The sequence below is a fragment of the Nocardia sp. KT25-26 genome, assembly GCF_056627695.1.
Map to the genome: position 1 here is coordinate 2,473,221 of NZ_CM152813.1, position 25,515 is coordinate 2,498,735.

At 69.6% G+C, this 25,515-nt stretch carries 23 protein-coding genes; 14 read left to right on the forward strand and 9 right to left on the reverse strand.

Translation table 11 applies throughout. The features are described 5' to 3' along the window. Positions 1-156: 156 nt before the first annotated feature. From AC1HFH_RS11210 to AC1HFH_RS11225, 4 genes are all read left to right on the forward strand, one after another. On the forward strand, positions 157-384 hold the full coding sequence (locus tag AC1HFH_RS11210) for a hypothetical protein (RefSeq protein WP_480247369.1): 228 nt from the start codon (positions 157-159) through the stop codon (positions 382-384). Continuing rightward, positions 377-1,657, forward strand: coding sequence for a hypothetical protein (locus tag AC1HFH_RS11215; protein ID WP_480247370.1), 1,281 nt, complete (start codon positions 377-379; stop codon positions 1,655-1,657). The genes AC1HFH_RS11210 and AC1HFH_RS11215 overlap by 8 nt, the downstream gene beginning before the upstream one ends. 86 nt (positions 1,658-1,743) lie before the next feature. After that, positions 1,744-2,880, forward strand: a complete 1,137-nt coding sequence (locus AC1HFH_RS11220; protein ID WP_480247371.1) for a lycopene cyclase family protein — start codon at positions 1,744-1,746, stop codon at positions 2,878-2,880. A gap of 133 nt (positions 2,881-3,013) precedes the next feature. Then, positions 3,014-5,233 carry an MMPL family transporter gene (locus tag AC1HFH_RS11225; protein WP_480247372.1) on the forward strand — a complete coding sequence of 740 codons (2,220 nt, stop codon included), beginning with the start codon at positions 3,014-3,016 and terminating at the stop codon, positions 5,231-5,233. A 122-nt stretch (positions 5,234-5,355) separates the two neighbouring features. Here the strand turns inward: AC1HFH_RS11225 and AC1HFH_RS11230 are convergent, their stop codons facing one another. Beyond that, entirely contained in the window at positions 5,356-6,120 is a 765-nt protein-coding gene (locus AC1HFH_RS11230) for an SDR family oxidoreductase (RefSeq protein WP_480247373.1), read from the reverse strand. 262 nt (positions 6,121-6,382) lie between these two features. On the opposite strand from AC1HFH_RS11230, the gene AC1HFH_RS11235 reads away from it, so the two are divergent. Both AC1HFH_RS11235 and AC1HFH_RS11240 read left to right on the forward strand, forming a co-directional pair. Continuing rightward, positions 6,383-8,014: an ABC-F family ATP-binding cassette domain-containing protein gene (locus AC1HFH_RS11235; protein WP_480247374.1), complete on the forward strand. Its 1,632-nt coding sequence runs from the start codon at positions 6,383-6,385 to the stop codon at positions 8,012-8,014. Positions 8,015-8,178: 164 nt separating this feature from the next. After that, a complete protein-coding gene (locus tag AC1HFH_RS11240; RefSeq protein ID WP_480247375.1) occupies positions 8,179-8,457 on the forward strand; it encodes a helix-turn-helix domain-containing protein in 279 nt (92 codons plus the stop codon). A 24-nt stretch (positions 8,458-8,481) separates the two neighbouring features. On the opposite strand, the gene AC1HFH_RS11245 is transcribed toward AC1HFH_RS11240, so the two are convergent. The 6 genes from AC1HFH_RS11245 to acnA form a co-directional block, all read right to left on the reverse strand. Continuing rightward, the gene (locus AC1HFH_RS11245) at positions 8,482-9,444 is read right to left on the reverse strand and encodes an MvdC/MvdD family ATP grasp protein (protein ID WP_480247376.1); all 963 of its coding nucleotides are present in this window, start codon (positions 9,442-9,444) and stop codon (positions 8,482-8,484) included. Between the two features lie 11 nt (positions 9,445-9,455). Then, the gene (locus AC1HFH_RS11250) at positions 9,456-9,710 is read right to left on the reverse strand and encodes a hypothetical protein (protein WP_480247377.1); all 255 of its coding nucleotides are present in this window, start codon (positions 9,708-9,710) and stop codon (positions 9,456-9,458) included. A 611-nt stretch (positions 9,711-10,321) separates the two neighbouring features. Continuing rightward, entirely contained in the window at positions 10,322-10,741 is a 420-nt protein-coding gene (locus AC1HFH_RS11255) for an acyl-CoA thioesterase (RefSeq protein ID WP_480247378.1), read from the reverse strand. Between the two features lie 76 nt (positions 10,742-10,817). Next, on the reverse strand, positions 10,818-11,321 hold the full coding sequence (locus tag AC1HFH_RS11260; protein ID WP_480247379.1) for a cupin domain-containing protein: 504 nt from the start codon (positions 11,319-11,321) through the stop codon (positions 10,818-10,820). Between the two features lie 113 nt (positions 11,322-11,434). Next, the gene (locus tag AC1HFH_RS11265; protein ID WP_480247380.1) at positions 11,435-12,001 is read right to left on the reverse strand and encodes a TetR/AcrR family transcriptional regulator; all 567 of its coding nucleotides are present in this window, start codon (positions 11,999-12,001) and stop codon (positions 11,435-11,437) included. Between the two features lie 318 nt (positions 12,002-12,319). Then, on the reverse strand, positions 12,320-15,124 hold the full coding sequence (gene acnA, locus AC1HFH_RS11270; RefSeq protein WP_480247381.1) for an aconitate hydratase AcnA: 2,805 nt from the start codon (positions 15,122-15,124) through the stop codon (positions 12,320-12,322). Positions 15,125-15,393: 269 nt separating this feature from the next. On the opposite strand from acnA, the gene AC1HFH_RS11275 reads away from it, so the two are divergent. The 8 genes from AC1HFH_RS11275 (at position 15,394) to AC1HFH_RS11310 (ending at position 23,716) form a co-directional block, all read left to right on the forward strand. Next, positions 15,394-15,927, forward strand: a complete 534-nt coding sequence (locus tag AC1HFH_RS11275) for an Rv1476 family membrane protein (protein WP_480247382.1) — start codon at positions 15,394-15,396, stop codon at positions 15,925-15,927. Between the two features lie 281 nt (positions 15,928-16,208). Beyond that, positions 16,209-17,624, forward strand: coding sequence for an NlpC/P60 family protein (locus AC1HFH_RS11280; RefSeq protein ID WP_480247383.1), 1,416 nt, complete (start codon positions 16,209-16,211; stop codon positions 17,622-17,624). Between the two features lie 175 nt (positions 17,625-17,799). Then, positions 17,800-18,936 carry a chaperone MoxR1 gene (gene moxR1, locus AC1HFH_RS11285; RefSeq protein ID WP_480247384.1) on the forward strand — a complete coding sequence of 379 codons (1,137 nt, stop codon included), beginning with the start codon at positions 17,800-17,802 and terminating at the stop codon, positions 18,934-18,936. After that, the gene (locus AC1HFH_RS11290) at positions 18,933-19,919 is read left to right on the forward strand and encodes a DUF58 domain-containing protein (RefSeq protein WP_480247385.1); all 987 of its coding nucleotides are present in this window, start codon (positions 18,933-18,935) and stop codon (positions 19,917-19,919) included. Before moxR1 ends, AC1HFH_RS11290 begins: the two co-directional genes overlap by 4 nt. Next, entirely contained in the window at positions 19,916-20,920 is a 1,005-nt protein-coding gene (locus tag AC1HFH_RS11295; protein WP_480247386.1) for a VWA domain-containing protein, read from the forward strand. Before AC1HFH_RS11290 ends, AC1HFH_RS11295 begins: the two co-directional genes overlap by 4 nt. 83 nt (positions 20,921-21,003) lie before the next feature. Further along, positions 21,004-21,720 carry a 3-oxoacyl-ACP reductase FabG1 gene (gene fabG1, locus AC1HFH_RS11300; protein ID WP_480247387.1) on the forward strand — a complete coding sequence of 239 codons (717 nt, stop codon included), beginning with the start codon at positions 21,004-21,006 and terminating at the stop codon, positions 21,718-21,720. 48 nt (positions 21,721-21,768) lie between these two features. After that, on the forward strand, positions 21,769-22,608 hold the full coding sequence (gene inhA / locus AC1HFH_RS11305) for an NADH-dependent enoyl-ACP reductase InhA (RefSeq protein ID WP_480247388.1): 840 nt from the start codon (positions 21,769-21,771) through the stop codon (positions 22,606-22,608). A gap of 52 nt (positions 22,609-22,660) precedes the next feature. Then, positions 22,661-23,716: a ferrochelatase gene (locus tag AC1HFH_RS11310; protein WP_480247389.1), complete on the forward strand. Its 1,056-nt coding sequence runs from the start codon at positions 22,661-22,663 to the stop codon at positions 23,714-23,716. A gap of 49 nt (positions 23,717-23,765) precedes the next feature. Here AC1HFH_RS11310 and AC1HFH_RS11315 read toward each other — a convergent pair whose 3' ends face one another. Together AC1HFH_RS11315 and AC1HFH_RS11320 are read right to left on the reverse strand one after the other, a co-directional pair. Beyond that, entirely contained in the window at positions 23,766-24,587 is an 822-nt protein-coding gene (locus AC1HFH_RS11315; RefSeq protein ID WP_480247390.1) for a hypothetical protein, read from the reverse strand. A gap of 45 nt (positions 24,588-24,632) precedes the next feature. After that, positions 24,633-25,448, reverse strand: coding sequence for a DUF3097 domain-containing protein (locus tag AC1HFH_RS11320; protein WP_480247822.1), 816 nt, complete (start codon positions 25,446-25,448; stop codon positions 24,633-24,635). Between the last annotated feature and the right edge of the window lie 67 nt (positions 25,449-25,515).

Consider the following 25,515-nt stretch of genomic DNA (forward strand, 5'->3'; position numbering starts at 1 on the left):
GTGTCGGCAGCATGTCGCGGCCCGGATCCGTGCCGGTGTACCTGGAGGTCTGCACGAGCTGCGGCAGTGCCCGGTCGTCGCGCACCACAAAGATCGCCGGAACGCTGGACGGGCGGGGTGGGGTGCGCCAGGGTCGTGGTTTCGAAAGGAGGAGCCATGACGTCCCGTCGTGACCTGGTTCGCGAGCTCGGGGGACCGGTGGACGTCGTCGATCGGCTCACCGAGGCGGAGGCGCGGGATCTGCTGATGCTGTTCCGGGCCGTCCGGGTCCGGGAGGCCGCCACCCTGGACCGGTCGATCGACGTCACGCTCGGGGCCCTGCCGCGGCCGTTGCGCGCGGTGACACGCAAGATCATGTTCGGCGGCCGCGCCACCCATGGCTGAATCGGAGCTGATCACCCGTACCCAGCTGGTGGTGCTGGCCCGCACCCTGCAGGTGCCGCCCGCACAGCTGGAACCGCTCGCCCGGTTCGGCGCCGGTAGCCTGCGGCAGCTGCAGGACCGGATGACGCGGGTGCTGTTCGACCAGCACACCGAGACATTCCGCCGTGCCAGCATGCTGGTGCCGATCGTTCCGCTGAGCATCGGTATCCCCCTGGTCCAGCGGTTGATGCCGCCGATCGCCGCCGGGCGGCTGGCCGGTGCGCTGGGCGTGGATCATCCGGCGAAGGCGGCCGAAGCGCTGGCCATGCTCGATGTCCGCTACGCCGCCGATTGCGCGCCCTATCTCGACCCGGCCGTGATCGCGGAGCTGGCCGAGGTCGCCCCGCCCGAACCGCTGATGCGGATCCTGAACGAGATCTTGCGCCGCGGCGACCACGTCACCGCGGCCGGGTTCCTGTCCAGCGCCACCCCGGCGATGATCGAGGCCCTCGAACATCTCGTCTACGACGATGCGGGCCTGATCTTCACCGCCGCGTATGCCTATTCGGCCGACAAGCTCAGTGCCATCGTCCGGCAGTTGCTGGCCGGGCCCCGGCAGCGGGTGCCCCGGATGATGCAGACGGTGCTGGCGGGCTCACCGGCCCTGCAGCACGCCATGCTGGCCGTGTTCTGCCGATTCGAACCGGACATGGTGGAGGCGGTCGGTGACCTCTTCTTCGGGCACGGTCCGATGCCGGCGGTCGCCGGGTTCGTCGTCACCGCCGTCTCGGTGCAGGCGGTACCGGAACTACTGATCGTGCTCGGCCGGTTGTCGCCGTTCGCGCTGTGGGCGCTGGCCGGAAATCCGGTGTTCGCCGACCCCGGGATCCTGGCCGCACTCGTGCGGCCGCTGTCCGTTTCCGACGACCCGGACGCCTGGCGCGGCCTGTTCACCCTGTCCGTGCGGCTGACCGCGACCGCCCGGGCCGGGATCGCCCGAATGCTGGCCGATCTGCCCCGGAGTTCGGTGGCGTCGCTGCCCGCCTACGCCACCGACTCGGACTGCTGGCCCGCCCTGCTGCAGCTGATCGCCGAATCCGACGCCGAGATACAGGACCGGATCGCCGCCGTCTGGGCGGACCTGCCCCCCGAACGCCGCGCGGGCGTGCACCGCTACATCCACGGCCACCGCTACGACACCCGCCTGACCCGCCTCACCGAGGCCCTGGCCCCCGTCTCCCTGGAGGAAGTCTTCTACCGGCGCCGCCGCCACCAGCGCCACCGCGGCGAATGACCCGGCCGCCGCGGCGGGGTTGCACCGGAGATTGCGGCACGATTGCGCGACGATCGGTCGGCCCGTGCCCGGACCCGGGTCGCGGAATGCCGGGGTGGGTGGTGTCGGACGGGGGACGGGCCTGCTGGAATCGGTGGGTGGATGCCGATCTGATCGTATGCGGGCTGGGGCCGGCGGGGCGGGCGCTGGTGTGTCGGGCGCTGGCTCGGGGGCTGCGGGTCGCGGGGGTGGATCCGCGGCCGGATCGGCGGTGGGGCGCGACCTACGGGGGCTGGGCGGACGAGCTCCCCGACTGGCTGCCCGAGCGGGTGGTGGCGGCGACCGCCGACCGGCCGGCGGTGTGGGCGCTCACCCGGCACCGGATCGAACGGCGCTACCTGGTCTTCGACACCCCGGCGCTGCAGGAGACGCTGAGCCTGGACGGCGCTGTGGTGCACGCCGATCGGGTGCTGGCCATCGAGCATCGGGCCGGGCAGGTGCACTGCGCGTCCGGCCGGACCCTGTCGGCGCCGCGGATCGTCGATGCGCGCGGTGTGCCCCGGTCGTCCCGGTGGGCCGAACAGACCGCCTACGGTGTCGTCGTCGATCGCGAAGCCCTGGGCCCGGATCCGGAGACGCTGTTCATGGACTGGCGGCGTGACAACGGTGCCCCCACCGCGGCGCCCCCGTCGTTCCTGTACCGGATTCCGCTGGGGCCGGACACGATGCTGCTGGAGGAAACCTGTCTGGCCGGCCGACCGGCTCTCGGCCCGGATCTGCTGCGCACCCGACTCGAACACCGGTTGCGGGAACGCGGTATCGCATGCGCCGGCACCGAGCCGGTGGAGCGGGTCCGGTTCCCGGTCCAGGGCGGCCGCCCCGGCCGCCACCGGTTCGGCGCGGCAGCGGGTATGACCCATCCCGCCACCGGCTACAGCGTGGCAGCCGCACTGTCGGCTGCCGATGCCGCGGCGGCCGGTGACCGGACGGGGGCGGCGCGGGTGCGCGCCGTGCACGCGCTGCGGTCGGCCGGGCTGCGCACGCTGCTGGCGCTGCCACCGGAGCGGATACCGGAATTCTTCGAAGCCTTCTTCACCCTGCCGCCGGACCGGCAACGGGCCTACCTGTCCGGCCGATCCGATCCTGCGGGCACGGCCTTGGCCATGGCCGCAGTGTTCGCCGGACTGCCCGGGCGGTTACGTCCTGCGGTCGTCGCCGCCTCGGCCGGGATCGCCGGACGGTAGCCGGGGGATCGCCCGCTTCGCCGGGTACAGCGAAGCGGCCGCAATTGTTAGGATCGCCACGCGCCGGAGCCGGTGAAAATCGGTGCCGCGATGGATCATCCGGTGCGTTCGTGGTCGAGTGAGGGGAAAACTGGTGGTGGAATACACCAAGCGGCGCAGCCGCTGGGTGCTCGGGATCTTCGCGGTACTCACGCTGGCGTTCGCGGTGATGAGTTCCACGCTGTTCGACCGGGTCGACGGCGGCGGATACACCGATCCGGGCAGCGAATCGAGCCGGGCGATCGATGTGCTGCGGGAGGATTTCGGGCAGGCCCCGCCGAACCTGGTGCTGCTGGCCCGCACCGACGGATCGGTCGACGACGAGGACATCGTCACCGCGGGCACCGAACTCACCGAGGACCTCGCCGGCACCGACGGCGTCGCCGATGTGCAGTCCTACTGGACACACCAGCTGCCCGCGCTGCGCAGTGTCGACGGCAAGCAGGCGCTGATCATCGCCTCACTGCCGGGCAGCGAACGCGACGTCGACGAGCGGGTCGGCGAGATCTCCGAGGAGTTCGCCGGCACCCGCGGCCTCCTGGACATCCGGGTCGGCGGATACGCGATGCTGCTGCACGAAACCGTGGAACAGAGCGCGAAGGACGCGGTGCTGGGCGAATCCATCGCGTTCCCGATCACCCTGCTGGCGCTGCTGTTCGTCTTCGGCGGCCTGGTGGCGGCCAGCCTGCCGCTGGTGGTGGCGGCCTGCACCGTGCTGCTCACGATGGGCGTGCTGTGGCTGCTCACCCTGTTCGCGGATCTGGCGGCCACCGCCACGAACGTGGCCAGCCTGCTGGGTATCGGCCTGGCCATCGACTACAGCCTGCTGATCATCAACCGCTACCGCGATGAGCTGGTGGCCGGCTCGGCGCCCGCACGGGCGGTGGCGATCACCATGCAGACCGCCGGGCGCACCGTCGCGTTCTCCGCGGTCACGGTCGCCGTCGCGCTGTCGGGCCTGTTGTTCTTCCCGCTGCTCGCGGTTCGCTCGATGGGATATGCCGGACTCGCGGTCGCCGCGGTCGCCGCGCTGGTCTCGCTCACCGTGCTGCCGGCGACCTTGCTGCTGCTCGGCACCCGGATCGACAAGGGCAGGCTGGGCTGGTTCCTGCGGGCGCCCCGCCCGGCGCCCGGTGAAGGCTTCTGGCATCGGCTCGCCGTCGCGGTGATGCACCGGCCGGTGCCGATCGGCCTGGCCGTGACCGCCCTGCTGCTGGTCCTCGGCCTGCCGTTCCTCCGCCTGGAACTGGGTTTCCCGGATGAGCGGGCACTGCCGGAGTCGATGAACAACCGCCAGGTCACCGAGACCATCCAGCGCGACTTCGCGGACAGCGACCAGAACGTCCTGGTCGCGGTGCTGCCGGACAGCGCCTACAGCGCCGCCGCCCTGTCCGGCTACGCCCGCGATCTCTCCGATGTGCCGAATGTGCGGCGGGTGGACACGGCCACCGGCAGCTACGCGCAGGGCGGGCAAGTGTTGCCGGCGTCGCCGGCGCACGAGGGATTCCGCGCCACCGATGCCGCGTACCTGGCGATCGTTCCGGATACCGGGGATGCGGCCGCACTGGAACAGGTCGCCATGGATGTGCGGGCGGTACCGGCGCCGTCCGAGGTGCTCGTCGGCGGGGTCGCCGCGGCCAATGTCGATGCGATCGACGCGATCAGCGATGCACTGCCCTGGGCGCTGGGGTACGTGATCGTGGCCATGCTGGTGGTGCTGTTCCTGCTCACCGGCAGCGTGGTGCTGCCGTTGCTGGCGGTGGTCCTCAGTGCCCTGAGCCTGACCGCGACCTTCGGCGCCCTGGTGTGGATCTTCCAGGACGGCAACCTGTCCGGACTGCTCGGCTTCACCGTGACCGGCACCCTCCCGGCGACCGTTCCGGTGATGCTGTTCGGCGTCGCCTTCGGGCTCGCGATGGACTATCAGGTGTTCCTGCTGTCCCGGATCCGCGAGGAGTACGACCGGACCGGCAAGACCGAGACCGCGGTGGCGCTGGGCCTGGAGCGGATCGGCCGGATCGTCACCGCCGCCGCGGTGCTGATCTCGCTGGTGTTCCTCGGGTTCCTGGTGTCCGACATCAGCTTCATGAAGGCCTTCGGCATCGGCCTGCCGCTGGCCGTCCTGGTGGACGCCACCCTGGTCCGCGGCCTGCTGCTGCCGGCGGCGATGAAGGTGCTCGGCGACTGGAACTGGTACGCCCCCGAACCACTGCGCCGCCTGCACGACCGGTTCGGCCTCGACGAAGGCGGGTCGGGCGGCGGTGGTGTCGGCGCCGAACACGTCGAAGTACGAGACCCACTGGGCGTGCGTTAGATCCGACGGAGACCTGAACAGGGTCTACAGAGAACTGGCGAACCGGGGCCGCTCCGGGGATTTCTTCCCCGGAGAGGCCCCCTGGGGGCCGCGACTCGAGCAGCGGAGCTGCTCCATCCAACTCAGATCCCGCCGGTGGCGAGGAGGCCGCCGTCCACGCGGACGGTTTCGCCGGTGATCCAGGATGCCTGGTCGGATACCAGGAATCCGATCAGTGCTGCCACGTCCTCGGGGGTGCCGAGCCGCTTCATCGGGTAGGTGTTCGCGGTGGCCTCCTCGTCGGCGGAGTACAGCGCGTCGGCGAACTTGGTCTTCACCACGCCGGGGGCCACGGCGTTCACCCGGATGGCCGGGCCGAGCTGCCAGGCCAGTTCCTCGGTGAGCCGGATCAGCGCCGCTTTCGACGCACCGTATGCGGAGATCACCCCGGTGGACCGCAGTCCCGCGACGCTGGCCACGTTGACGATCGCGCCGCCGTGCTCGCGCATCCATACCCGGTGTGCCTGCTGTACGTAGCCGAGGGCGGCGACGACGTTGACGTCGAAGATCTTGCGTACGCCGTCGAGGTCGGCGTCCATCAGGGCCCCGAAGACCGGGTTGATTCCGGTGTTGTTGATCAGGATGTCGAGCGAACCGAATTCGGTGACGGCGCGTTCGGCGGCGGCCGAACGGGCGTCGGCGTCTCCGGCGTTGCCGGCCAGCGACCGCACCGTGCCGGGGTGTCCCAGGGCGTTGAGTTCCCGTTCCGCTTCGGCCAGCGGTTCCGGCTTCCGGGCGGTGATCAGGACGTTCGCGCCGTGGGCGGCCAGTTCCGCGGCGACGGCCTTGCCGATTCCCCGGCTGGCTCCGGTCACCAGCGCGGTCCGGCCCTTCAAATCGATGCTCATGTGACGAGGCTAACGGGACCGGGTGGTTTGTCGTGCAGAACCGGGAGGCCGGGGCGGGGCCGGAGTGAGTATGCCGGTCGGCGCGGCGGGCCCTGTGATGAGCACAACCGCTCCGATCTCCGCGCCCGGCGTCCGCCCGAGGGTGCCGGCCGGTAGACTGGGTGCTTCGTGCGCCCGCCCGGATCGGCCGCTGTCAGCGTGCCGTGGCGATGGCTTGCCGCGATCCGACGAACTCTAGCTGCCGAACTGCGAGGAGAGAGCTGTGATCACCGCGACCGACCTGGAGGTTCGGGCCGGAGTCCGCACCCTGCTGACCGCACCGGGTTCGGCGCTGCGGGTGCAGTCCGGCGACCGGATCGGCCTGGTCGGTCGCAACGGCGCCGGGAAGACCACCACGCTGCGCATCCTGGCCGGTGAGGGTGAGCCGTACGCGGGCAGGATCACCCGCTCGACCGAGATCGGCTATCTGCCGCAGGACCCGAAGGAAGGCGATCTGGATGTGATCGCCCGCGACCGGGTGCTGTCGGCGCGTGGCCTGGACACGTTGATCCGGGACATGGAGAAGCAGCAGGCGTTGATGGCGGAGGTCGCCGACGATGCCGAACGGGATCGTGCGGTCCGCAAGTACGGCCGGCTGGAGGATCGGTTCTCGGCCCTGGGCGGATATGTCGCCGAGAGTGAGGCGGCCCGGATCTGCCACAGCCTGGGGCTGCCGGACCGGGTGCTCGGTCAGTCGCTGCGCACCCTGTCGGGTGGCCAGCGCCGCCGGATCGAGCTGGCGCGGATTCTGTTCTCGGCGTCAGACGGCAGCGGTGGCCGTTCCGACCGGATCCTGCTGCTGGACGAACCGACGAACCACCTCGACGCCGATTCGATCACCTGGCTGCGTGGCTTCCTGCAGAACCACGACGGCGGCCTGATCGTGATCAGCCACGATGTCGAACTGCTGGACGCGGTGGTGAACAAGGTCTGGTTCCTGGACGCGGTCCGCGGTGAGGCCGACGTCTACAACATGGGCTGGACGAAGTATCTGGACGCCCGCGCTACCGATGAGCAGCGCCGCCGCCGGGAGCGCGCCAACGCCGAGAAGAAGGCGTCCGCCCTGCGTGCCCAGGCCGCGAAGCTCGGGGCGAAGGCCACCAAGGCGACTGCCGCACAGAACATGGCGAAGCGGGCCGACCGGTTGATGGCCGAACTCGACGAGGTGCGGGTGGCGGACAAGGCGGCCCGGATCAAGTTCCCGGAGCCCGCGCCGTGCGGCAAGACCCCGCTGATGGCGAAGAACCTCAGCAAGCTCTACGGCTCGCTGGAGATCTTCACCGGCGTGGATCTGGCCATCGACCGCGGCAGCCGGGTGGTGGTGCTCGGACTCAACGGTGCCGGTAAGACGACGCTGCTGCGGCTGCTGGCCGGAGCGGAACAGCCGACCGCTGGTGAGCTGGTGCCGGGGCACGGGCTGAAGGTCGGGTACTTCGCCCAGGAGCACGACACGCTCGACGACACCGCGAGTGTGTGGGAGAACATCCGGCATGCGGCGCCGGATGCCGGTGAGCAGGATCTGCGTGGGCTGCTCGGCGCGTTCATGTTCACCGGGCCGCAGCTGGAGCAGCCGGCGGGCACCCTGTCCGGTGGTGAGAAGACCCGGCTGGCGCTGGCGGGCCTGGTGTCCTCGGCGGCGAATGTGCTGCTGCTCGACGAGCCGACGAACAACCTGGATCCGGTGTCGCGGGAACAGGTTCTGGACGCGTTGCGCACCTATGCGGGTGCGGTGGTGCTGGTGACCCACGATCCGGGCGCGGCGGAGGCGCTGAACCCGGAACGGGTGATCCTGCTGCCCGACGGCACCGAGGATCATTGGTCGCAGGACTATCTGGATCTGATCCAGCTGGCTTGACGGGCTGATCGCTGCCGACGCGTTGATCACCGGGTGTGGAGTGTTTAGCCTGGAATGAGCTGCTCTCCCGACTCGGAGGACGCCATGAGCGAGCGAAGCGAGCGAACGATCGGCACAGTCGCCCCGGCGCACAGGCCGGAGCCGAGCGCCAGCGAGGTGCAGGCATGAGCGGACAGTCCAAGCAGGCCGGCAGGTCGGCCAAGGCCGCAGGCACGGCGGGGTCGGGAAAGACCACGCTGGGCAAGGGCACGCGGGTCACCGGAAAGACGCGGGACCGCCTGCAATCGCAGTTGAAGAAACAATACGAGGCCGGGGCCAGCATCCGTTCGCTGGCTCGTTCCACCGGCCGGTCCTACGGGTTCATCCACAACGTGCTGGTCGAGTCGCACGTCCAGTTACGCGGCCGTGGCGGCGCGAATCGCCGGAAGAATCCGGCGGACTGATCGGGTCCGCTGCCGGGGCCGTGCTCAATATCCGGGCACGGTTCCGTCGCCGTGGGCGAGCAGGTTACCCAGGCTGAGGAACAGCGGCAGTCCGGTCTTGATCTCCAGGTAGGCGAACTGGCCCTGTGGGTTGACTTCGAGGAAGTAGTACTCGCCGTCGCGCCCGAGCCGCAGGTCGATCACGCCGAACGCCAGGCCGAGTGCCCCCATCAGGGTGGTGAGCGCTTTGCTCACCGATGCGGGCAGCTGGTCGGCGGTGAAGTCGACCGAGGTGTCCAGCCGCGAATCGACCCGGCCGGCCCCGGCCTGCGAGTCGATCCGGACGGTCCACTCGACGCCGTTCACCCAGACCACCCGCAGATCGCATTCGGCGGACACGTAGTCCTGGAATGTGGTGGGCGCCGAACGGATCCCGGCCAGCTGAGGCAGCTCGGGCCGGGTGATGACCCGGGTCTCGGAGAATTCGGCGCGGCCGGTCCCGGTGCGTTTGTAGACGACCGGGCCGGTGCGCGATTCGATGAAGCTGCGCGCCTCGTCCGGGTCGTTGGTGATCAGGGTCTCCGGTACCGCGAATCCGGCCCGGAGCGCGGTGTCGAGCTGGACGATCTTGCGGGCGGCGGTGCGTTCGGCGGCCGGGTCGTTCACCCAGAACGCGGGAATCGACCAGAGCATCCCCTGTAGGAATCCGTCGCATTCGGCCTGCCGGAACTCGTCGTCGGCGGCCCGGACACCGGCGGGCACCCGGCAGGGATGCGGGCGGCGCCACCACACCGAGCCGACGTCGTCGAGGCCGTAGAGGTGGGACAGGGACCGGTTGGTACCACCGCGGTCGAGTCGGAAGCTGCCCGATTCGGTGGGGAAGTCCCGCAGGTCGAGGCGAATCGGGGTGAGCCCGTGCCATTCCCGCAGCGTGGCGGTCATCGCATCGCTGTGCAGATCGTCGGATTCGGAGATGATCAACACCGAACCGGTGGGCCCCGCCGTCATGGGTCCGCGGCTCAGTCGAGGCTGTCGCAGTTGATCCCGTCGTCGCTGCCGTTCAGCGACCGGGTGTGCGCGAAAGTGTAGGTGGCGCCGGTGGGGTTGTCCCGTTCGGCGATGCGCAGGCGTGCGGCCCAGGTCCGGGTCAGCTGCTGCAGCTGTTCGTCACCGAAGGCCGGCGACGGTGCGGCTGCCAGGGTGATCGGGCGGTCGACGAGATCGACGCGCAACCTCCGGGTGAAATCGGCGGTGGCGCCGGGCCGGATATCCACCAGCACTGTGTTGGATGGAGCAGTGTCGAATGGAGCAGCTCCGCTGCTCGAGTCGCGGCCCCCGGGGAGCCTCGATTCTTCACTCCGCCGCTCAGTCGCTGCGCTCCCTCGCTCTGTCGCTGCAGAATCGAGGCGGGGCCGCTCGGTGTCGGCTGGAGCACCTCCGCCGCTCGAGTCGGCATCGGTGACCCGCAGGACATCTCGGCGGTCGAAGGTCCACACGCCGTCGCCGACGCGCACCCGGATGGCTCGCTCGGATTCGGCGACGAGCTGGCCACGTAGGGCCGGACCGCGATCGTAGGTGGCCGCGGTGCCGGGGCGGTGGGTGGCATCGGTCATGGTGTTGCTGCCTCCGTCTCGTTTCGCTCGCAATTTGCCAGAACCCCCGAAACTGCAGAGGATCATAACGCGAATACGGCTGCTGCCGGTCCGGATCGGAAGATTTCCGGGCCGTCGGCAAACCACGGAGCGGGGCGGCAGCGTCCTCGCCGGTCGGTAATCGGCGGCCACCCGACGAGCAGGTATAGCAATCCATCAGCTAACTGCCGTCGGGTGGCCGGGCGGGCACTCGCGGCCGGATTGCCGGCCGGTACCTCGCGCGTGTCGCCGGATCAGAGGCCGAGTACCTCGGGGTTCTCGGCGAGGCCACGGAAGTGACCGGCGGGATCGGCGATCAGCTTGCGTTCGGTGAGGTCCATGGCACCCGCGGTCACCGAGATCTCGGCGGCGATCGTGCCGTCGAGTTTGACGATTCGATGGTGGAACCGGAATACCTTCGAGCCCTCCTCGAAGGACAACTCGCTGGTGACGGTCACCTCGTCGCCCCCACGCAGTTCTCGCTTGTACTTGATCGTGGACTCGAGGACGACGGCGCCGATACCACTGGCGAGGAACTTGTCCTGGCCGATTCCCGCTGCCCGCAGCAGCTCCCAGCGGGCATGCTCGCCGTACTGGTGGTACACGGCGTGGTTGAGATGGCCTTGGGTGTCGAGCTCGTATCCGCGGACGAGCACCGGAACGGAAAAGGTCATACAGCGTATAACCGCGGTGTCCGCCCACGATGTTCCCCGGCGGGATGCCAGATCGGCCACAGTCGCTGCCGGGCTGCTATGTCTCGGCCGGGGGTGTCGTTCGCTGGGCCTGCCGCTGCTGCCACCATTGCGGGGCGTCGACGAAATGGTTGTCGAATTCGTCCTGGCGGGCGGCGAGTTCGGCGAGATCGGCGGTGCCGTGGGCGAGCCGGTCCAGCAGCCGGAAGTATTCGAAGCGTTCGATGCCCGGCACCAGGGCGATGAACAGGCGTACGCCGGTATCGGGTCCGGCGCCGAAGGCGTGCGGCATCCGGCGGGGTATCACCACCGAGCCGCCCTGCGCGACGGTCCGGATCCGGTCGCCGGTGAGCACCTGCAGTTCTCCCTCGGCGATGTAGAACAGTTCCTCGGACCGGGTGTGATAGTGCGGTGCAGCGCCGTCTGCCCCAGCGGTGAGGGTGACCTCCAGGGTGCTCGCGGCCCCGGCGGTATCGCTCGCATCGGCGAGCAGCCGCACCGTGGCGGAGTCGGTGCCGAGGGTTTCGGCGGTGCGGGGGTCACGGATCAGGGCGCTGTCCATGGGCTGCCTCCTGGGGTTCACCGTTCGCCGGCCCGGGTAGCGCGCCGGACCGGGCACGCACACCCTGCTTGCAGCGTACGGTCCGGCCACCGGGTGTGCACCGGATTCGCGGCTCAGCCGGACGGCCGCACGGAGGATTCGACCAGGTCCAGGACGGCGGAGAGGTTGTCACCGGCGTGGCCGGACGCGATCCGGGCGATGAGCCCGTCCAACACCAGGTCCAGGTAGCCGAGAATGACATCGGTCGGCACATCGTCGCGCAGCGCCCCGGCGGCCTTACGTCGTTCCAGCCGCGCCAAGGTGGCGGCGGTGAGCTCGGCGGAACGCTGCGTCCAGCCGGCGCGGAAATCCGGGTCGGTCCGCAGCCGCCGGGCGATTTCGAGGCGGGTGCCGAGCCAGTTGAATTCGTCCGGGCGGGCGAGCATATCCCGCATCACCTGCACCAGACCCTGGGTGGCCGCGACATCGGCCATCCGCTCGGCGTCCTCCTGGGCGAGGGCGAGGAACAGGGCGTCCTTGTCCCGGAAGTGGTGGAAGATGGCGCCCCGGGACAGGCCGATGGCCTCCTCCAGGCGGCGCACGGTCGCGCCTTCGTAACCGTATTCGGCGAAGCACCGCCGCGCCCCGTCGAGGATCTGGCTGCGCCGGGCGGCGAGATGATCGTCGCTGACCTTGGGCATGTATTCCTCCACGGGGGAGATGAAAAGGGGAAGTTGTGGATAGGCCGAACCCGCCCCGGCCGAGGCCGGGGCGGGATATCCGGTGTGCGGACCCGAGGGACCGGGCCTCAGCCGTTCGGCTCACACCATGTAGCAGCCGCGGCCTCCGCGCCACCCGCAACCCCGCACGGAGCGAGTCTTACGAGCGACGACCGGGCCCGCCCCTCGAATCGGCCCTCGAAGCGCATGCGCCGCAGGCGCGAGTCTCGAGGGCCGATTCGAGGGGTTAATAGGGCCCGGTCCGCACGCCGACCGGAGGTCGGCCATCGGACACAGCCGTCAGGCCGAGATCATGTTGCGGAGGACGTACTGCAGGATGCCGCCGTTACGGTAGTAGTCCGCCTCACCGGGGGTGTCGATGCGGACGACCGCGTCGAAGGTGATCTTTTCGCCGTCTTCCTTGGTGGCGGTGACCTTCAGGGTCCGCGGGGTCACGCCCTCGTTGAGCTGCGTGATGCCCTCGATGTCGAAGGTCTCGGTGCCGGTCAGGCCCAGCGACTTCGCCGACTCGCCTTCGGGGAACTGCAGCGGGATGACGCCCATACCGATCAGGTTCGAGCGGTGGATGCGCTCGAAGGATTCGGTGATGACCGCCTTGACGCCGAGCAGGCGGGTGCCCTTGGCCGCCCAGTCACGCGAGGAGCCGGAGCCGTACTCCTTGCCGCCCAGCACGACCAGCGGGATGCCGGCCTTCTGGTAGTTCTGCGAGGCGTCGTAGATGAACGACTGCGGGCCGCCCTCCTGGGTGAAGTCGCGGGTGTAGCCGCCGGAGACGTCGTCGAGGAGCTGGTTGCGCAGGCGGATATTGGCGAAGGTGCCGCGGATCATCACCTCGTGGTTGCCGCGCCGCGACCCGAGCGAGTTGTAGTCCTTGCGGGCCACGCCGTGCGAGTCGAGGTACTGCGCGGCCGGGGTGCCGGGCTTGATCGGGCCGGCCGGGCTGATGTGGTCGGTGGTGACCGAATCGCCCAGCAGCGCCAGCACCCGGGCGCCCTTGATGTCCTCGACCGGGGCCGGCTCCATGGTCATGCCGTCGAAGTACGGGGCCTTGCGGACGTAGGTGGAGTTCTCGTCCCAGGCGAAGGTGTCACCCTCCGGGGTGTCCAGACCCTGCCAGCGCTCGTCGCCCTTGAAGACGTCGGCGTAGGACTTGCGGAACATGTCCTGGCTGATCGCGGACTTGATGGTGTCGTCGATCTCCTGGGGCGACGGCCAGATGTCGCGCAGGAACACGTCGTTGCCTTCGGTGTCCTGGCCGAGCGGGTCGGTCTCGAAGTCGAAGTCCATGGTGCCGGCCAGGGCGTAGGCGATCACCAGCGGCGGCGAGGCCAGGTAGTTCATCTTCACATCGGGGGAGATGCGGCCCTCGAAGTTACGGTTGCCGGAGAGCACCGCGGTGACGGTCAGGTCGTTGTCGTTGACCGCCTGGGAGATCTCCTCCGGCAGCGGACCGGTGTTGCCGATGCAGGTGGTGCAGCCGAAGCCACCCAGGTAGAACCCCAGCTTCTCCAGGTACGGCCACAGGCCGGCCTTCTCGTAGTAGTCGGAGACGACCTGCGAGCCGGGCGCCATGTTGGTCTTGACCCACGGCTTGGTGGACAGGCCCTTCTCGACGGCGTTGCGGGCGAGCAGGGCGGCGCCGAGCATCACGGACGGGTTGGAGGTGTTGGTGCAGGAGGTGATACCCGCCACCGCGACCGCACCGTGGTCGAGAATGAACTCGCCGCGCTCCTCGGAGACCACCTTGACCGGCTTGGACGGCCGGCCGTGGGCGCCGTTGGCGGCGGACTGGACCTCGACAGCACCGTCGTCGGCGAAGGACAGCTCGGCCGGATCGGAAGCCGGGAAGGACTCCTCGATCGCCTCGTCGAGCTGGGTGTGCGCCGTCGGCATCTGCTCTTCGACGTAGTTGTGGATGTCCTTGCGGAAGGCCACCTTCGACTCGCTGAGCAGGATGCGGTCCTGCGGGCGCTTCGGGCCGGCGATGGAGGGCACCACGGTGGACAGGTCCAGCTCGAGGTACTCGGAGTAGGCGGGCTCATGGGCCGGGTCGTGCCACATGCCCTGCTCCTTGGCGTACGCCTCGACTAGCGCGAGCTGCTCGTCGCTGCGGCCGGTGAGGCGCAGGTAGTTGATGGTCTCGCCGTCGATCGGGAAGATCGCGGCGGTGGAGCCGAACTCGGGGCTCATGTTGCCGAGGGTGGCGCGGTTGGCGAGCGGGACCTCGGCGACGCCGGCGCCGTAGAACTCGACGAACTTGCCGACCACACCGTGCTTGCGCAGCATGTCGGTGACGGTGAGCACGACGTCGGTGGCGGTGACGCCGGGCTGGATCTCACCGGTCAGCTTGAAGCCGACGACGCGCGGGATCAGCATGGAGACCGGCTGGCCCAGCATGGCGGCCTCCGCCTCGATACCGCCGACGCCCCAGCCCAGCACGCCCAGGCCGTTGACCATGGTGGTGTGCGAGTCGGTGCCGACGCAGGTGTCCGGGTAGGCCTGGCCGTTGCGGACCATCACGGTCGGGGCCAGGTACTCGATGTTGACCTGGTGCACGATGCCCATACCGGGCGGGACGACCTTGAAGTCGTCGAAGGCTCCCTGGCCCCAGCGCAGGAACTGGTAGCGCTCGCCGTTGCGCTGGTATTCGAGGTCGACGTTGCGCTCCAGGGCGTCGGCGCGGCCGAACACGTCGAGGATGACGGAGTGGTCGATGACCATATCGGCCGGCGACAGCGGGTTGACCTTGTTCGGGTCGCCGCCGAGGGTGGTGACGGCTTCGCGCATGGTGGCGAGGTCGACGACACAGGGCACACCGGTGAAGTCCTGCATGATCACGCGGGCCGGGGTGAACTGGATCTCCACGTTGGGCTGTGCGGAGGGATCCCAGTTCGCGATGGCGCGGATGTGGTCGGCGGTGATGTTGGCGCCGTCCTCGGTGCGGAGCAGGTTCTCCGCGAGGACCTTCAGTGCGTAGGGGAGTTTCTCGGTGCCGGGCACGGCCGAGAGCCGGAAGATCTCGTAGGAGTTGCTTCCGACGTCCAGGGTGCCCTTGGCGCCGAAGGTATCGATGCTTGTCGTCACGTCAGCTCCACTCGTCTGTGGTGGGTGGGCCGTCGGCGGGGCTGTGCCGGCGGCTCGAGTCTTCGGAGGGGCTCCGGTACCCTGCGGTACCGGCATCCTCGCCGCATGAGCCTAACAGTACGCTTGTCCTATGATAGGTGCGGGGCGGCGGCCGGATGATCGGCGTGCCGCCGCTGCCCACTGTGCCCGATCGTCGCGTACTGTGCCTGTCGAGCGTGTCGGGGTTCGTTGTGGCGCTCACCCAGCACAGTTGACTGCCCGGATGAAAGATGACTGGTTTGCTCTCTTTTGCGCCGATGGCCACCGAGTTGCCGCCGAATACCGATCTGGCCGGTATTCGCGCCGACCTCGCCGACAATCATGTCGCAGCGCCGGAGGGTGCGGACCAGTCCGAGCTGGCGGCGATCGTCGGGGAGGCGCGGTCGGAGGGAATTCCACTCGAAGTCGTCGTTGTTCCCGGCAACCCAGGCCATGAATCCAGCCTACGGGATCTGGCCACCGATCTCGGGAAACAATCGGGGGAGACCGTCGCCGTCCTCAGTGACGACTGGATCGGAACCTACAGTGACTCCATCAGTCGAGTGCACCTGGAGTGGGCCGAGGACGCTGCCAAATACCGGGGGAACCAGCCGGAGGTGGCGACGCAGGCGTTCGTCGATCGACTGGAACAGCCGGAGCCGTTTCCGTGGACGGCGATCGCGCTGGGGGTGCTGGTGTTGACGGTGGCGGTGATTGCCGGGCTGTACCTGGTGAAGGTGCGCCGGGGCTCGGAGGAGACGGCCACAGCGACCGCCGGCCGGTGATCGCGCGCACTGTGATCACACCGCGCCCCATGTAATCGAACGTTCGGTCTGTTTTGTTCGGTGGAAACCTGTCCGCTGATAGGCAAATGCTCGGCTATCGCCGAATTACCCGTATGTGATTCCGTGGCGGATGTTCCGTTGTGTGACTCATGTGTCGTACGGTTCCTGTGATCGCGTTCGGGGACAGCGGGGCGCAAGGGTCGTCTGTCGACCTCCGGTGCAGGTGTGGATGCGTCCGGCGCCGTGCGCGGCGACGAACGAATCGAGCCCGGGGAGGTGCGATGCGCGGGAACCGGATCGGACGCAGGGTGCGGTGGCTGCCGATCGCCACCGGTTTGCTGCTGTCGGCGGTGCTGGTGGCGGGGAGCGCCGGCGCCGTGCCGCCGCCACCGCCGAACCCGGACGACGCCGAGATCTCGCGTGCCGACGCGGAAGTCGATGCCCGAATCGGTGCCGTGGGCGCGCTGATCAACCGCATCGCCGAGGCCGACCAGCAGCTGCAGGTTCTCGACGGCGTCGTTGCGCGGAAACGTGAAGCGGTCAATCGAGCCCTGGTCGATCTTCAGGATGCCCGGGCCGCCGCCGATGCCGCCGCCGCGGCGGTCACCGGAACCGCGGAACAGCTGGCCGCGGCCGGCGAACAGGTGCGGCGGGCCCGGGACGATTCCGACTCGGTCGCCGTCCAGGCCTATGTGCAGCCGGTGACCAGTTCGGTGTTCACCTACCTGGCCTCCGGATCGCCCGGTCTCGCCCGGGACCGGGCGCAGGTGCTGACCATGGTGTCGAAACATCAGCGTGCCGTCCTCGACGAACTGCGACGGGCCCAGATCGAGCAGGCCAACCGGCACTCGGCCGCGCGGCAGGCCCGAGCCGAGGCCGAAGCCGCGGCGGAGGCGGCGCAACACCGCCGCGCGACCGCCGAGGAGGCGGTCAGGGCCGCCCGGGCCGCCTACGATGCCCAGGCCGGCGAGCGTGCGGCGCTGCACCGGGAACGGGCCGGCGCTCAGGCCGCGCTGGACGCCGCCCGGGCGAACGTCTCGGGGCTGGCCGGGCAGCGGGCCGCCTATATCGAATGGGAGCGCAGCGCCGAACGTGAGGCGCTGATCGCCGCGGCGCAGGCAGCGGCCGCCCGGGTCGCCGCCGACCAGGCCGCCCGCGACCGGGCCGCGGCGCTGGCCGAAGGGCAGCGCCCGCACACCCAGCTGGAGTCCGGGCCACGGTCGTCCCGGCCCCGGTCATCGCCGCCGCGCACGACGACTCCTCAGGTCACCGGCGCCGAGGCGATCGAGATCGTGGTGGACCGGGCGATGTCGCAGCTCGGTGTGGACTATGCCTGGGGCGGCGGCAACGAAGAGGGGCCGACCCTGGGGATCCGCGACGGCGGCGTCGCCGACCGGCACGGCGATTACGACAAGGTCGGCTACGACTGTTCCGGGCTGATGATGTACGCCTTCGCCGGCATCGGTGTCTCGCTGCCGCACTACAGCGGCTATCAGTACAACGCCGGAACCCGGGTGCCGGTCGCCGAGCGCCAGCGCGGCGACATGCTGTTCTGGGGCCCCGGCGGCAGTCAGCACGTGGCCCTCTACCTGGGCGACGGGACCATGATCGAGGCGCCGGAATCCGGTGATGTGGTGAAGGTTTCGCCGGTCCGGCTGGGTGGGATCATGCCCTATGCGGTCCGGATCGTCACCTGATCCGGCGCACCGCCCGCACCCGGTATCCGCCGGCCGCCGCCACGGGCCGGGATCGGCCACTACATTGGGCGACGAAGGCGATGATCGGCCGAGAAGGTCCCGGCCGGTTGCAGCGCGCCGGGCCGATACCTGGAATAGTTGTGGCCACACGCACAGGACCGAGGCGAAAGCGGGGATGTTGGTGACTTCGACGGACGGTGTGAGCGGGGCGGATCTGGCGAAGAACGCCGGACCTGCCGCGTCCGACACCCTGGAGCGAGACGTGCAGACCCTCGAGAAGGCGATCTACGAGGTCAAGCGGGTCATCGTCGGACAGGACCGGCTCGTCGAGCGGCTGCTGGTCGGAGTGCTCGCCAAGGGACACGTTCTGCTCGAAGGTGTGCCCGGCATCGCGAAGACCCTCGCGGTGGAGACCTTCGCCCAGGTGGTGGGCGGCTCGTTCTCTCGTGTCCAGTTCACCCCGGACCTGGTGCCGACCGACCTGATCGGTACCCGCATCTACCGGCAGGGCCGCGAAGAATTCGATACCGAACTGGGTCCCGTGGTCGCCAACTTCGTGCTCGCCGACGAGATCAACCGGGCGCCGGCCAAGGTCCAGTCCGCGCTGCTCGAGGTGATGGCCGAGCGGAAGGTGTCGATAGGCGGCAAGACCTATCCGATGCCCGATCCGTTCCTGGTGATGGCGACCCAGAACCCGATCGAGAGCGAAGGCGTGTACCCGTTGCCGGAGGCGCAGCGCGACCGCTTCCTGTTCAAGGTGGTCGTCGACTACCCGTCGGTGGAGGAGGAGCGCGAGATCATCTACCGGATGGGGGTCACCCCGCCGGAACCGAAACAGATCCTCGGCCCCGAGGACGTCATCCGGCTGCAGAAGCTGGCCGCGAACACCTTCGTGCACCATGCGCTCGTCGACTATGTCGTCCGGGTGATCGCCGCGACCCGGACGCCGCTGGAGTTCGGGATGAACGACGTCGCCGGCTGGATCTCCTATGGCGCATCGCCGCGCGCCAGCCTCGGCATCATCGCCGCCGCGCGCGCGGTCGCCCTGATCCGCGGCCGCGACTACGTGGTGCCCCAGGATGTGATCGAGGTGATGCCGGACGTGCTGCGGCACCGGCTGGTGCTGTCCTACGACGCACTCGCCGACGAGGTCACCCCCGAGGACGTGATCAAGCGGGTGCTGCAGACGGTCGGCATGCCGCAGGTCGCGCCGCAGGCGGTCGCCGCCGGTGGCCAGGCGCCGCCCCCGCCCGCGGCCCAGCCAGTGAACGGGCAGCAGTCCCAGCCCGCCGGCAACGTCGCACCCAAGTGAGCGGGCCCGCCGAACCGGCTGCCGGAACGCCCACCGCCCCGCACGCGCCGCCGTCGTTCCGGTCGGGCGACCTGTCCGATCCGCGGCTGGCGGCCGCGCTGAAGACCCTGGAACTGACCGTGCGCCGGCGGCTCGACGGTGTGCTGCACGGCGACCACCTGGGCCTGATTCCGGGCCCGGGGTCCGAACCCGGTGAGGCCCGGCTGTACCAGCCGGGTGACGACGTCCGGCAGATGGACTGGTCGGTCACCGCCCGCACCACTCACCCGCACGTGCGGCAGATGATCGCCGACCGGGAGCTGGAGACCTGGCTGGTGGTCGACCTGTCCGCCAGCCTGGACTTCGGCAGCGGCGGCTGCCGGAAACGCGATCTGGCGATCGCCGCGGCGGCCGCCATCACCCACCTGACCGCCGGCGGCGGCAACCGGATCGGCGCGGTCGTCGCCACCGGCCAGGATCTGATCCGGATTCCGGCCCGCAGCGGCCGTACCCACGCTCATGCGCTGTTGCGGGGTATCGCCACCACCCCGCATGCCCGCGACGGCGTCCGCGGCGACCTGCGCGCCGGAATCGAATCGCTGCGCCGCCCGCAGCGCAAACGCGGCCTGGCCGTCGTGATCAGCGACTTCCTCGGCGATATCGACTGGCAGCGTTCCCTGCGCGCGATCTCGGCGCGGCACGATCTGCTCGCCGTGGAGGTCCTCGACCCGCGCGACCTCACCCTGCCGGACGTCGGCGATGTGGTGCTGCACGATCCGGAGTCCGGCCGGACCCGGGAGTTCAGCGTGACCTCGACGCTGCGCAGCGACTATGCCGTCGCCGCACGGCAGCACCGGCAGGAAGTGGAGCAGGCGCTGCGCAGCTGCGGCGCGCCGGTGCTGAGCCTGCAGACCGACCGGGACTGGATCGCGGATGTGGTCCGGTTCGTGTCCACCCGGCGCCACAGCTTCGGCGCCCCGACCGGGCGGGTTCCTCGTCAGTGAGTATTTCGCATTTCACCGCAGCTGCCTGGCTCGCATTCCTGCTGGTCGTCGGCCTGATTCTGCTCGGATACATCCTGGTGCAGCGGGCCCGGCACCGGCAGATGCTGCGATTCAGCAATATGGCGGTGCTGGAGAAGGTGGCGCCGAGCGGGCCCCGTCCCACCCGGCACATCCCGATCGCCCTGATCCTGGTGGGTCTGGTGTTGCTCACCGTGGCGGCCGCCGGCCCGACCGCGGTGCAGAAGGTGCCGCGCAACCGGGCGACGGTGGTGCTGGTGATGGATGTGTCGCTGTCCATGGAGGCCACCGATGTGGCGCCGGGTCGGCTGCAGGTCGCGCAACAGGCCGGCAAGAACTTCGTCGACGGCCTCACGCCCGGGATCAACCTGGGTTTCGTGACCTTCGCGGGCACCGCGTCGGTGATGGTTTCGCCGACCACCAACCGGGAAGCGGTCAAGGCGGCGATCGGCAACATCCAGCTCGCCGAGCGCACCGCCACCGGTGAGGGCATCCTGACCGCACTGCAGTCCATCGAGACCCTGGGATCGGTACTCGGTGGCGGCGAGGCGCCGCCACCGGCGCGCATCGTGCTGATGTCGGACGGTAAGCAGACCGTTCCGGACGAGGACGACGTCGACAACCCCCGGCACGCCTACACCGCCGCCCGGCAGGCGAAGAACGAGGGCGTGCCGGTATCGACCATCTCGTTCGGTACCGACTGGGGCGCCGTCGAGATCGAGAATCCCGATACCGGCGAGAGCCAGCGGATTCCGGTGCCGGTGGACAACGAGTCGCTGCAGGAGATCGCCCGGCTCTCCGGTGGCGAGTTCTACACCGCGTCCTCGCTGGAGGAACTGACTCAGGTCTACGACACCCTCGAAGAGCAGATCGGCTACGAGACCACCCGTGGTGATGCCAGCCGGCCCTGGCTGCTGCTCGGCCTGCTGGCGGTGGCGGGCGGTGTGGTGGCGAGCCTGCTCTATCGTCAACGCCTGCCCTGACCCGCGGCCGCTGCCGGTCGACCCGTGCCCGGGGCGCGACCCCAGCGCACACGACCCGAATACGAACAGATAGGTTGAAACGTATGTCGAACATCACATCCCGGTCGGTTCTGGTGACCGGTGGTAACCGCGGTATCGGGCTCGCGGTCGCTCAGCGCCTGCTCGCGGACGGCCACAAGGTGGCGGTCACCCATCGCGGTTCGGGCGTGCCCGACGGCCTGTTCGGAGTGAAGTGCGATGTCACCGACAGCGAATCGGTGGACCGGGCCTTCAAAGAAGTCGAAGAGCACCAGGGGCCGGTCGAGGTGCTGGTCGCCAATGCCGGTATCACCGACGACACCCTGCTGATGCGGATGACCGAGGAGCAGTTCGAGCGGGTGCTCGATGCCAACCTCACCGGCGCGTTCCGATGCGCCAAGCGTGCGAATCGGGCGATGCTGCGCGCCCGCTGGGGCCGGATGATCTTCCTCGGCTCGGTGGTCGGCCTCGGGGGCGGACCGGGCCAGATCAACTACGCCGCATCCAAGGCCGGGGTGATCGGCATGGCTCGCTCCATCACCCGCGAGCTCGGCTCCCGTTCGATCACCGCCAACGTGGTGGCGCCCGGTTTCATCGAGACCGATATGACCGCCGAACTGCCCGAGGACATGCGCGACACCGCCAAGAAGTTCATCCCGCTGCAGCGGCTCGGCGCCCCGGAAGAGGTTGCCGCCGTGGTCAGTTTCCTCGCCTCCGAAGATTCCCGGTATGTTTCCGGCGCGGTCATCCCCGTCGACGGCGGCATGGGTATGGGGCACTGAGCCGCACCGGCTCGTCACGCGACTAGACATCAGGAGAACCGAGTACTCATGGGCGGACTGCTCGAAGGCAAGACCATTCTGGTCACCGGCATCATCACCGATGCGTCGATCGCGTTCAGCGCGGCCGCGGTCGCGCAGGAGCAGGGCGCGAAGGTGATCATCACCGGGATTCCGCAGCGACTGCGGCTGATCGACCGCATCGCCAAGCGGCTGCCGCAGGAGGTGCCGCCGGCCATCGGCCTCGACATCACCGACGAGGACGATCTGGGCGCCCTCGCCGACAAGATCCGGGAACTGGCTCCCGAGGGCGTCGACGGCGTGGTGCATTCGATCGCGTATGCGCCGCCGACCCTGATGGGCCCCGAGGCCAAGCCGTTCCTGGAGGGCCCGGGCGCGGACGCGTCGAAGGCGTTCGAGATCTCGGCGTGGAGCTACGCCGCGCTGGCGCGCGCCGTGCTGCCCGTGATGAACGAGGGCGGTTCGATCGTCGGGATGGACTTCGATCCGCGCACCGCGATGCCCTACTACAACTGGATGGGCGTCGCGAAGGCCGCACTCGAATCGGTGAATCGGTTCGTGGCCCGGGAAGCGGGCGAGGCCAAGAAGGTGCGGTCCAACCTGGTGGCGGCCGGTCCGATCAAGACCCTCGCCGCCAAGGCGATCGCCGGCACTGCCACCGACGATGCGAAGAAGCTCAACCAGCTCAACGAGTACTGGGACGGCGCGTCGCCGATCGGCTGGGACGTCGACAACCCGCGCGCGGTCGGCATGACCGTGGCGGCGGTGCTGTCCGACTTCCTGCCCGCCACCACCGGTTCGATCATCTACGCCGACGGCGGTGCCAGCCACAACATGTGGTTCCCGGAGAACTTCGCCGCGGTCGACTGACCCGGGTTACCGCTGTGCTGCAGCCGATTCCGTGACGAAGGAGGCATCCGCCGTGCCCGGTGGGACCGATGCGCTGTTGCTGCTGTCCTTCGGCGGCCCCGAAGGCCCCGACGACGTGCTCCCGTTTCTGGAGAACGTCACTCGGGGCCGCGGGGTGCCCCGGGAACGGCTGGCCGAGGTGGCGCAGCACTATCTGCATTTCGGCGGGGTCTCACCGATCAACGCGCTGAACCGGAAACTGATCGGCGCCATCGAAGCCGACCTGGCCGATGCCGGCCTCGACCTGCCGGTCTATTTCGGCAACCGGAACTGGCATCCGATGGTCGAGGACACCGTCGCCGGGATGGCCGCCGACGGGGTCCGGTCGGCGCTGGTGTTCCCCACCTCGGCCTGGGGCGGCTACTCCGGGTGCCGCCAATACGACGAGGACATCGCCCGCGCCCGGGCGGCAGTCGACGGAGCCCCGGAACTGACCAAACTGCGCCAGTACTTCGATCACCCGCTGCTGATCGAATCGTTCGCCGACGCGATCCGCGCCGCGCTGGCCCAGCTGCCCGCCGACCGGCGGGATCGGGCCCGCCTCGTCTGCACCGCGCATTCGATCCCGCTGGCCGCGGACACTGCCGCCGGCCCGCCCGCCGACGGTGGCCGGCTGTACAGCCGGCAGGTCGCCGAAGCGGCCCGATTGTGCGCCGCCGCCACCGGATTCACCGACTACGACGTGGTGTGGCAGTCTCGCTCCGGCCCGCCACAAGTGCCGTGGCTGGAGCCGGACATCGTCGACCATCTCGACGCGCTGGCCGAGGCCGGAACCGATGCGGTGGTGGTCTGCCCGGTCGGGTTCGTCTCCGACCACCTCGAGGTGATCTGGGATCTCGACAACGAGGCCCGGGCCCGCGCCGACGAACTCGGTATGGCCTTCGCCCGTGCCGCCACCCCCGGCACCGACCCCCGATTCGCGCGGATGGTGGTGGAACTGGTGCAGGAGCAGATCGGCGGCGGCCCGGTTCGTGAACTCGGCGAGGTGCCGGGCTACGGCTGCACCGTCGACGGTGCGATCTGCGCGCCGGAATGCTGTGCCCCGGCCCGGCGGCCCGCCCGCAGCTGAAACCTGATTCTCGGCGCACCGCGCCGGTCGGCCGACATCGGCACTGCCGTCAGCGGTCGTAGCTCGGCTGCGCGGCGGCGTGTATCGCGACGAGGCGGGCGGACCGGATGGCGTTCCACAGCGGGCGCAGCAGGGCTTCGTGGGCGCCCGCCGCCGAGGCCGAGGTGGGTGCGGCGGCCGGTTCGTGTTCGGCGACCGTGAGGATGGCCGCGACATGGTCGGCGGTGTCGAGGATTCGCTTGGCGCGCAACGGAGTCGACTCCGGGTACGCATGCCGGGAATACGCTGCCAGCTGGGCCTCGATCTGCTCCCGCGGATCGGAATCGGTCGCGCCCAGAGTGCTGGTGTGCAACTGCATCAGCGCGTCCGCGGCATCCCGGACCGCTTCGCGCATCGCGTATTCCGCCTCGCCGAGCGGCATATCGTCGGTGACCGGCACCGGGACGATCGTGCTGTAGACGGTCCACTGCAATGTCTCGTCGTCGGCCCACTGCGGGATCAGGCCGGTGCCCTCGGCGCCCGGTACCCCGATCAGCAACCCCTCCTCGGCGTCCACGGCATCGGCCGCGAAGGCGGTCCCGGTCGGCAGCCCTCGCACATCACCCGGCACCGGCAGTACCAGGCGCAACTGTGCTCCCTCGGGGGCCATCGCCTCCCGGATCAGCTTGAGCAACGGCATCACGCCGGTGCCCGGTTCCGGGGTGCGTGACGACCACGGCAGATCGGTGCGGGCGCCCGCCGCCGGATCACCCGCGGCGATGGTGTGCCGCGGCGCCCAGGCGTGCAAGGCCTCCAGCACGTCGTCGGGCGCGCTGGACCCGGTGAGCCAGGAGCCGGCCCACACCGTCAACGTGGCACTGGGGGAGCACATAATTACCAACTGTAAAGGCTGCACGGAGTTTGCGGGCAGCGGTTGCTACCCCTCGGGCTCGGTGACGAAATCGATCAGCCGTTCCACGGCGCCGATGAGCGGCGCCTCCAGATCGCGGAAACTGGTCACCGCCTCGTACACCCGGCGCCACCCGTCCTGCGGGGTGCCCCAGCCGAGCCGGCGGCAGATACCGGTTTTCCAGTCCTCGCCGCGCGGCACCTCCGGCCAGGCGTCGATCCCGACCGCGGCGGGGCGTACCGCCTGCCACACGTCGATATACGGGTGACCGGTGACGAGGACATGCTGCCCCAGCCCGGTGGTGAGCCGGTCCTCCTTCGACCCGGTGACGAGATGATCGACCAGCACCCCGACCCGGGCGCCCGGCCCGGGACCGAATTCGGTGAGCCGGGCCGCGAGATTGTCCAGGCCCTCCAGATGCTCCACCACCACACCCTCGACCCGAAGATCGTGCCCCCAGACCCGCTCCACCAGGGCGGCATCGTGGACGCCTTCGACCCAGATGCGGCTACTGCGCGCCACCCGGGCCCGCAGCCCCGCCACCCGGGTGGACCCGGAAGCAGATCGGACGGGGCGTTTCGCGGCCGGAGCCGCCGGGCGGGTGAGGGTGACCGGGCGGCCGTCGATGAGGAATGCGGCCTCCCGCATCGCGAACAAGCGCACCGCGCCGCGCGCATCCTCCAGCTTCACGAAGTCGCCGTCGTAACTACGGTCGAAACCCACGACCGCACCGCAGAACCCGCTCGCGGCGTCCTCGACGACCAGATCGCGGTCGGCGCTCACCCGGGGAACGGCCTTGCGCTGTTTCCGGGTGTGGCCGGAGAAGATGTCACCGCCGTACATGTCACGCGCACTCACCCGTGCGAGCATATCGGCGAGCACCGGCGTCGCGGGTGGGCGGCGCACCGCG

Coding starts and splice junctions, on each gene's coding strand:
- AC1HFH_RS11255 (WP_480247378.1), bottom strand. CDS start 10,741: ATGACCTTTTCCGTTCCGGTGCTCGTCCGCGGATACGAGCTCGACACC.
- AC1HFH_RS11275 (WP_480247382.1), top strand. CDS start 15,394: ATGACTGGTTTGCTCTCTTTTGCGCCGATGGCCACCGAGTTGCCGCCG.
- AC1HFH_RS11315 (WP_480247390.1), bottom strand. CDS start 24,587: ATGTGCTCCCCCAGTGCCACGTTGACGGTGTGGGCCGGCTCCTGGCTC.
- AC1HFH_RS11280 (WP_480247383.1), top strand. CDS start 16,209: ATGCGCGGGAACCGGATCGGACGCAGGGTGCGGTGGCTGCCGATCGCC.
- AC1HFH_RS11320 (WP_480247822.1), bottom strand. CDS start 25,448: ATGTACGGCGGTGACATCTTCTCCGGCCACACCCGGAAACAGCGCAAG.
- AC1HFH_RS11265 (WP_480247380.1), bottom strand. CDS start 12,001: ATGCCCAAGGTCAGCGACGATCATCTCGCCGCCCGGCGCAGCCAGATC.
- AC1HFH_RS11220 (WP_480247371.1), top strand. CDS start 1,744: ATGCCGGGGTGGGTGGTGTCGGACGGGGGACGGGCCTGCTGGAATCGG.
- inhA (WP_480247388.1), top strand. CDS start 21,769: ATGGGCGGACTGCTCGAAGGCAAGACCATTCTGGTCACCGGCATCATC.
- AC1HFH_RS11230 (WP_480247373.1), bottom strand. CDS start 6,120: ATGAGCATCGATTTGAAGGGCCGGACCGCGCTGGTGACCGGAGCCAGC.
- AC1HFH_RS11215 (WP_480247370.1), top strand. CDS start 377: ATGGCTGAATCGGAGCTGATCACCCGTACCCAGCTGGTGGTGCTGGCC.
- AC1HFH_RS11245 (WP_480247376.1), bottom strand. CDS start 9,444: ATGACGGCGGGGCCCACCGGTTCGGTGTTGATCATCTCCGAATCCGAC.
- AC1HFH_RS11240 (WP_480247375.1), top strand. CDS start 8,179: ATGAGCGGACAGTCCAAGCAGGCCGGCAGGTCGGCCAAGGCCGCAGGC.
- moxR1 (WP_480247384.1), top strand. CDS start 17,800: ATGTTGGTGACTTCGACGGACGGTGTGAGCGGGGCGGATCTGGCGAAG.
- fabG1 (WP_480247387.1), top strand. CDS start 21,004: ATGTCGAACATCACATCCCGGTCGGTTCTGGTGACCGGTGGTAACCGC.
- AC1HFH_RS11210 (WP_480247369.1), top strand. CDS start 157: ATGACGTCCCGTCGTGACCTGGTTCGCGAGCTCGGGGGACCGGTGGAC.
- AC1HFH_RS11260 (WP_480247379.1), bottom strand. CDS start 11,321: ATGGACAGCGCCCTGATCCGTGACCCCCGCACCGCCGAAACCCTCGGC.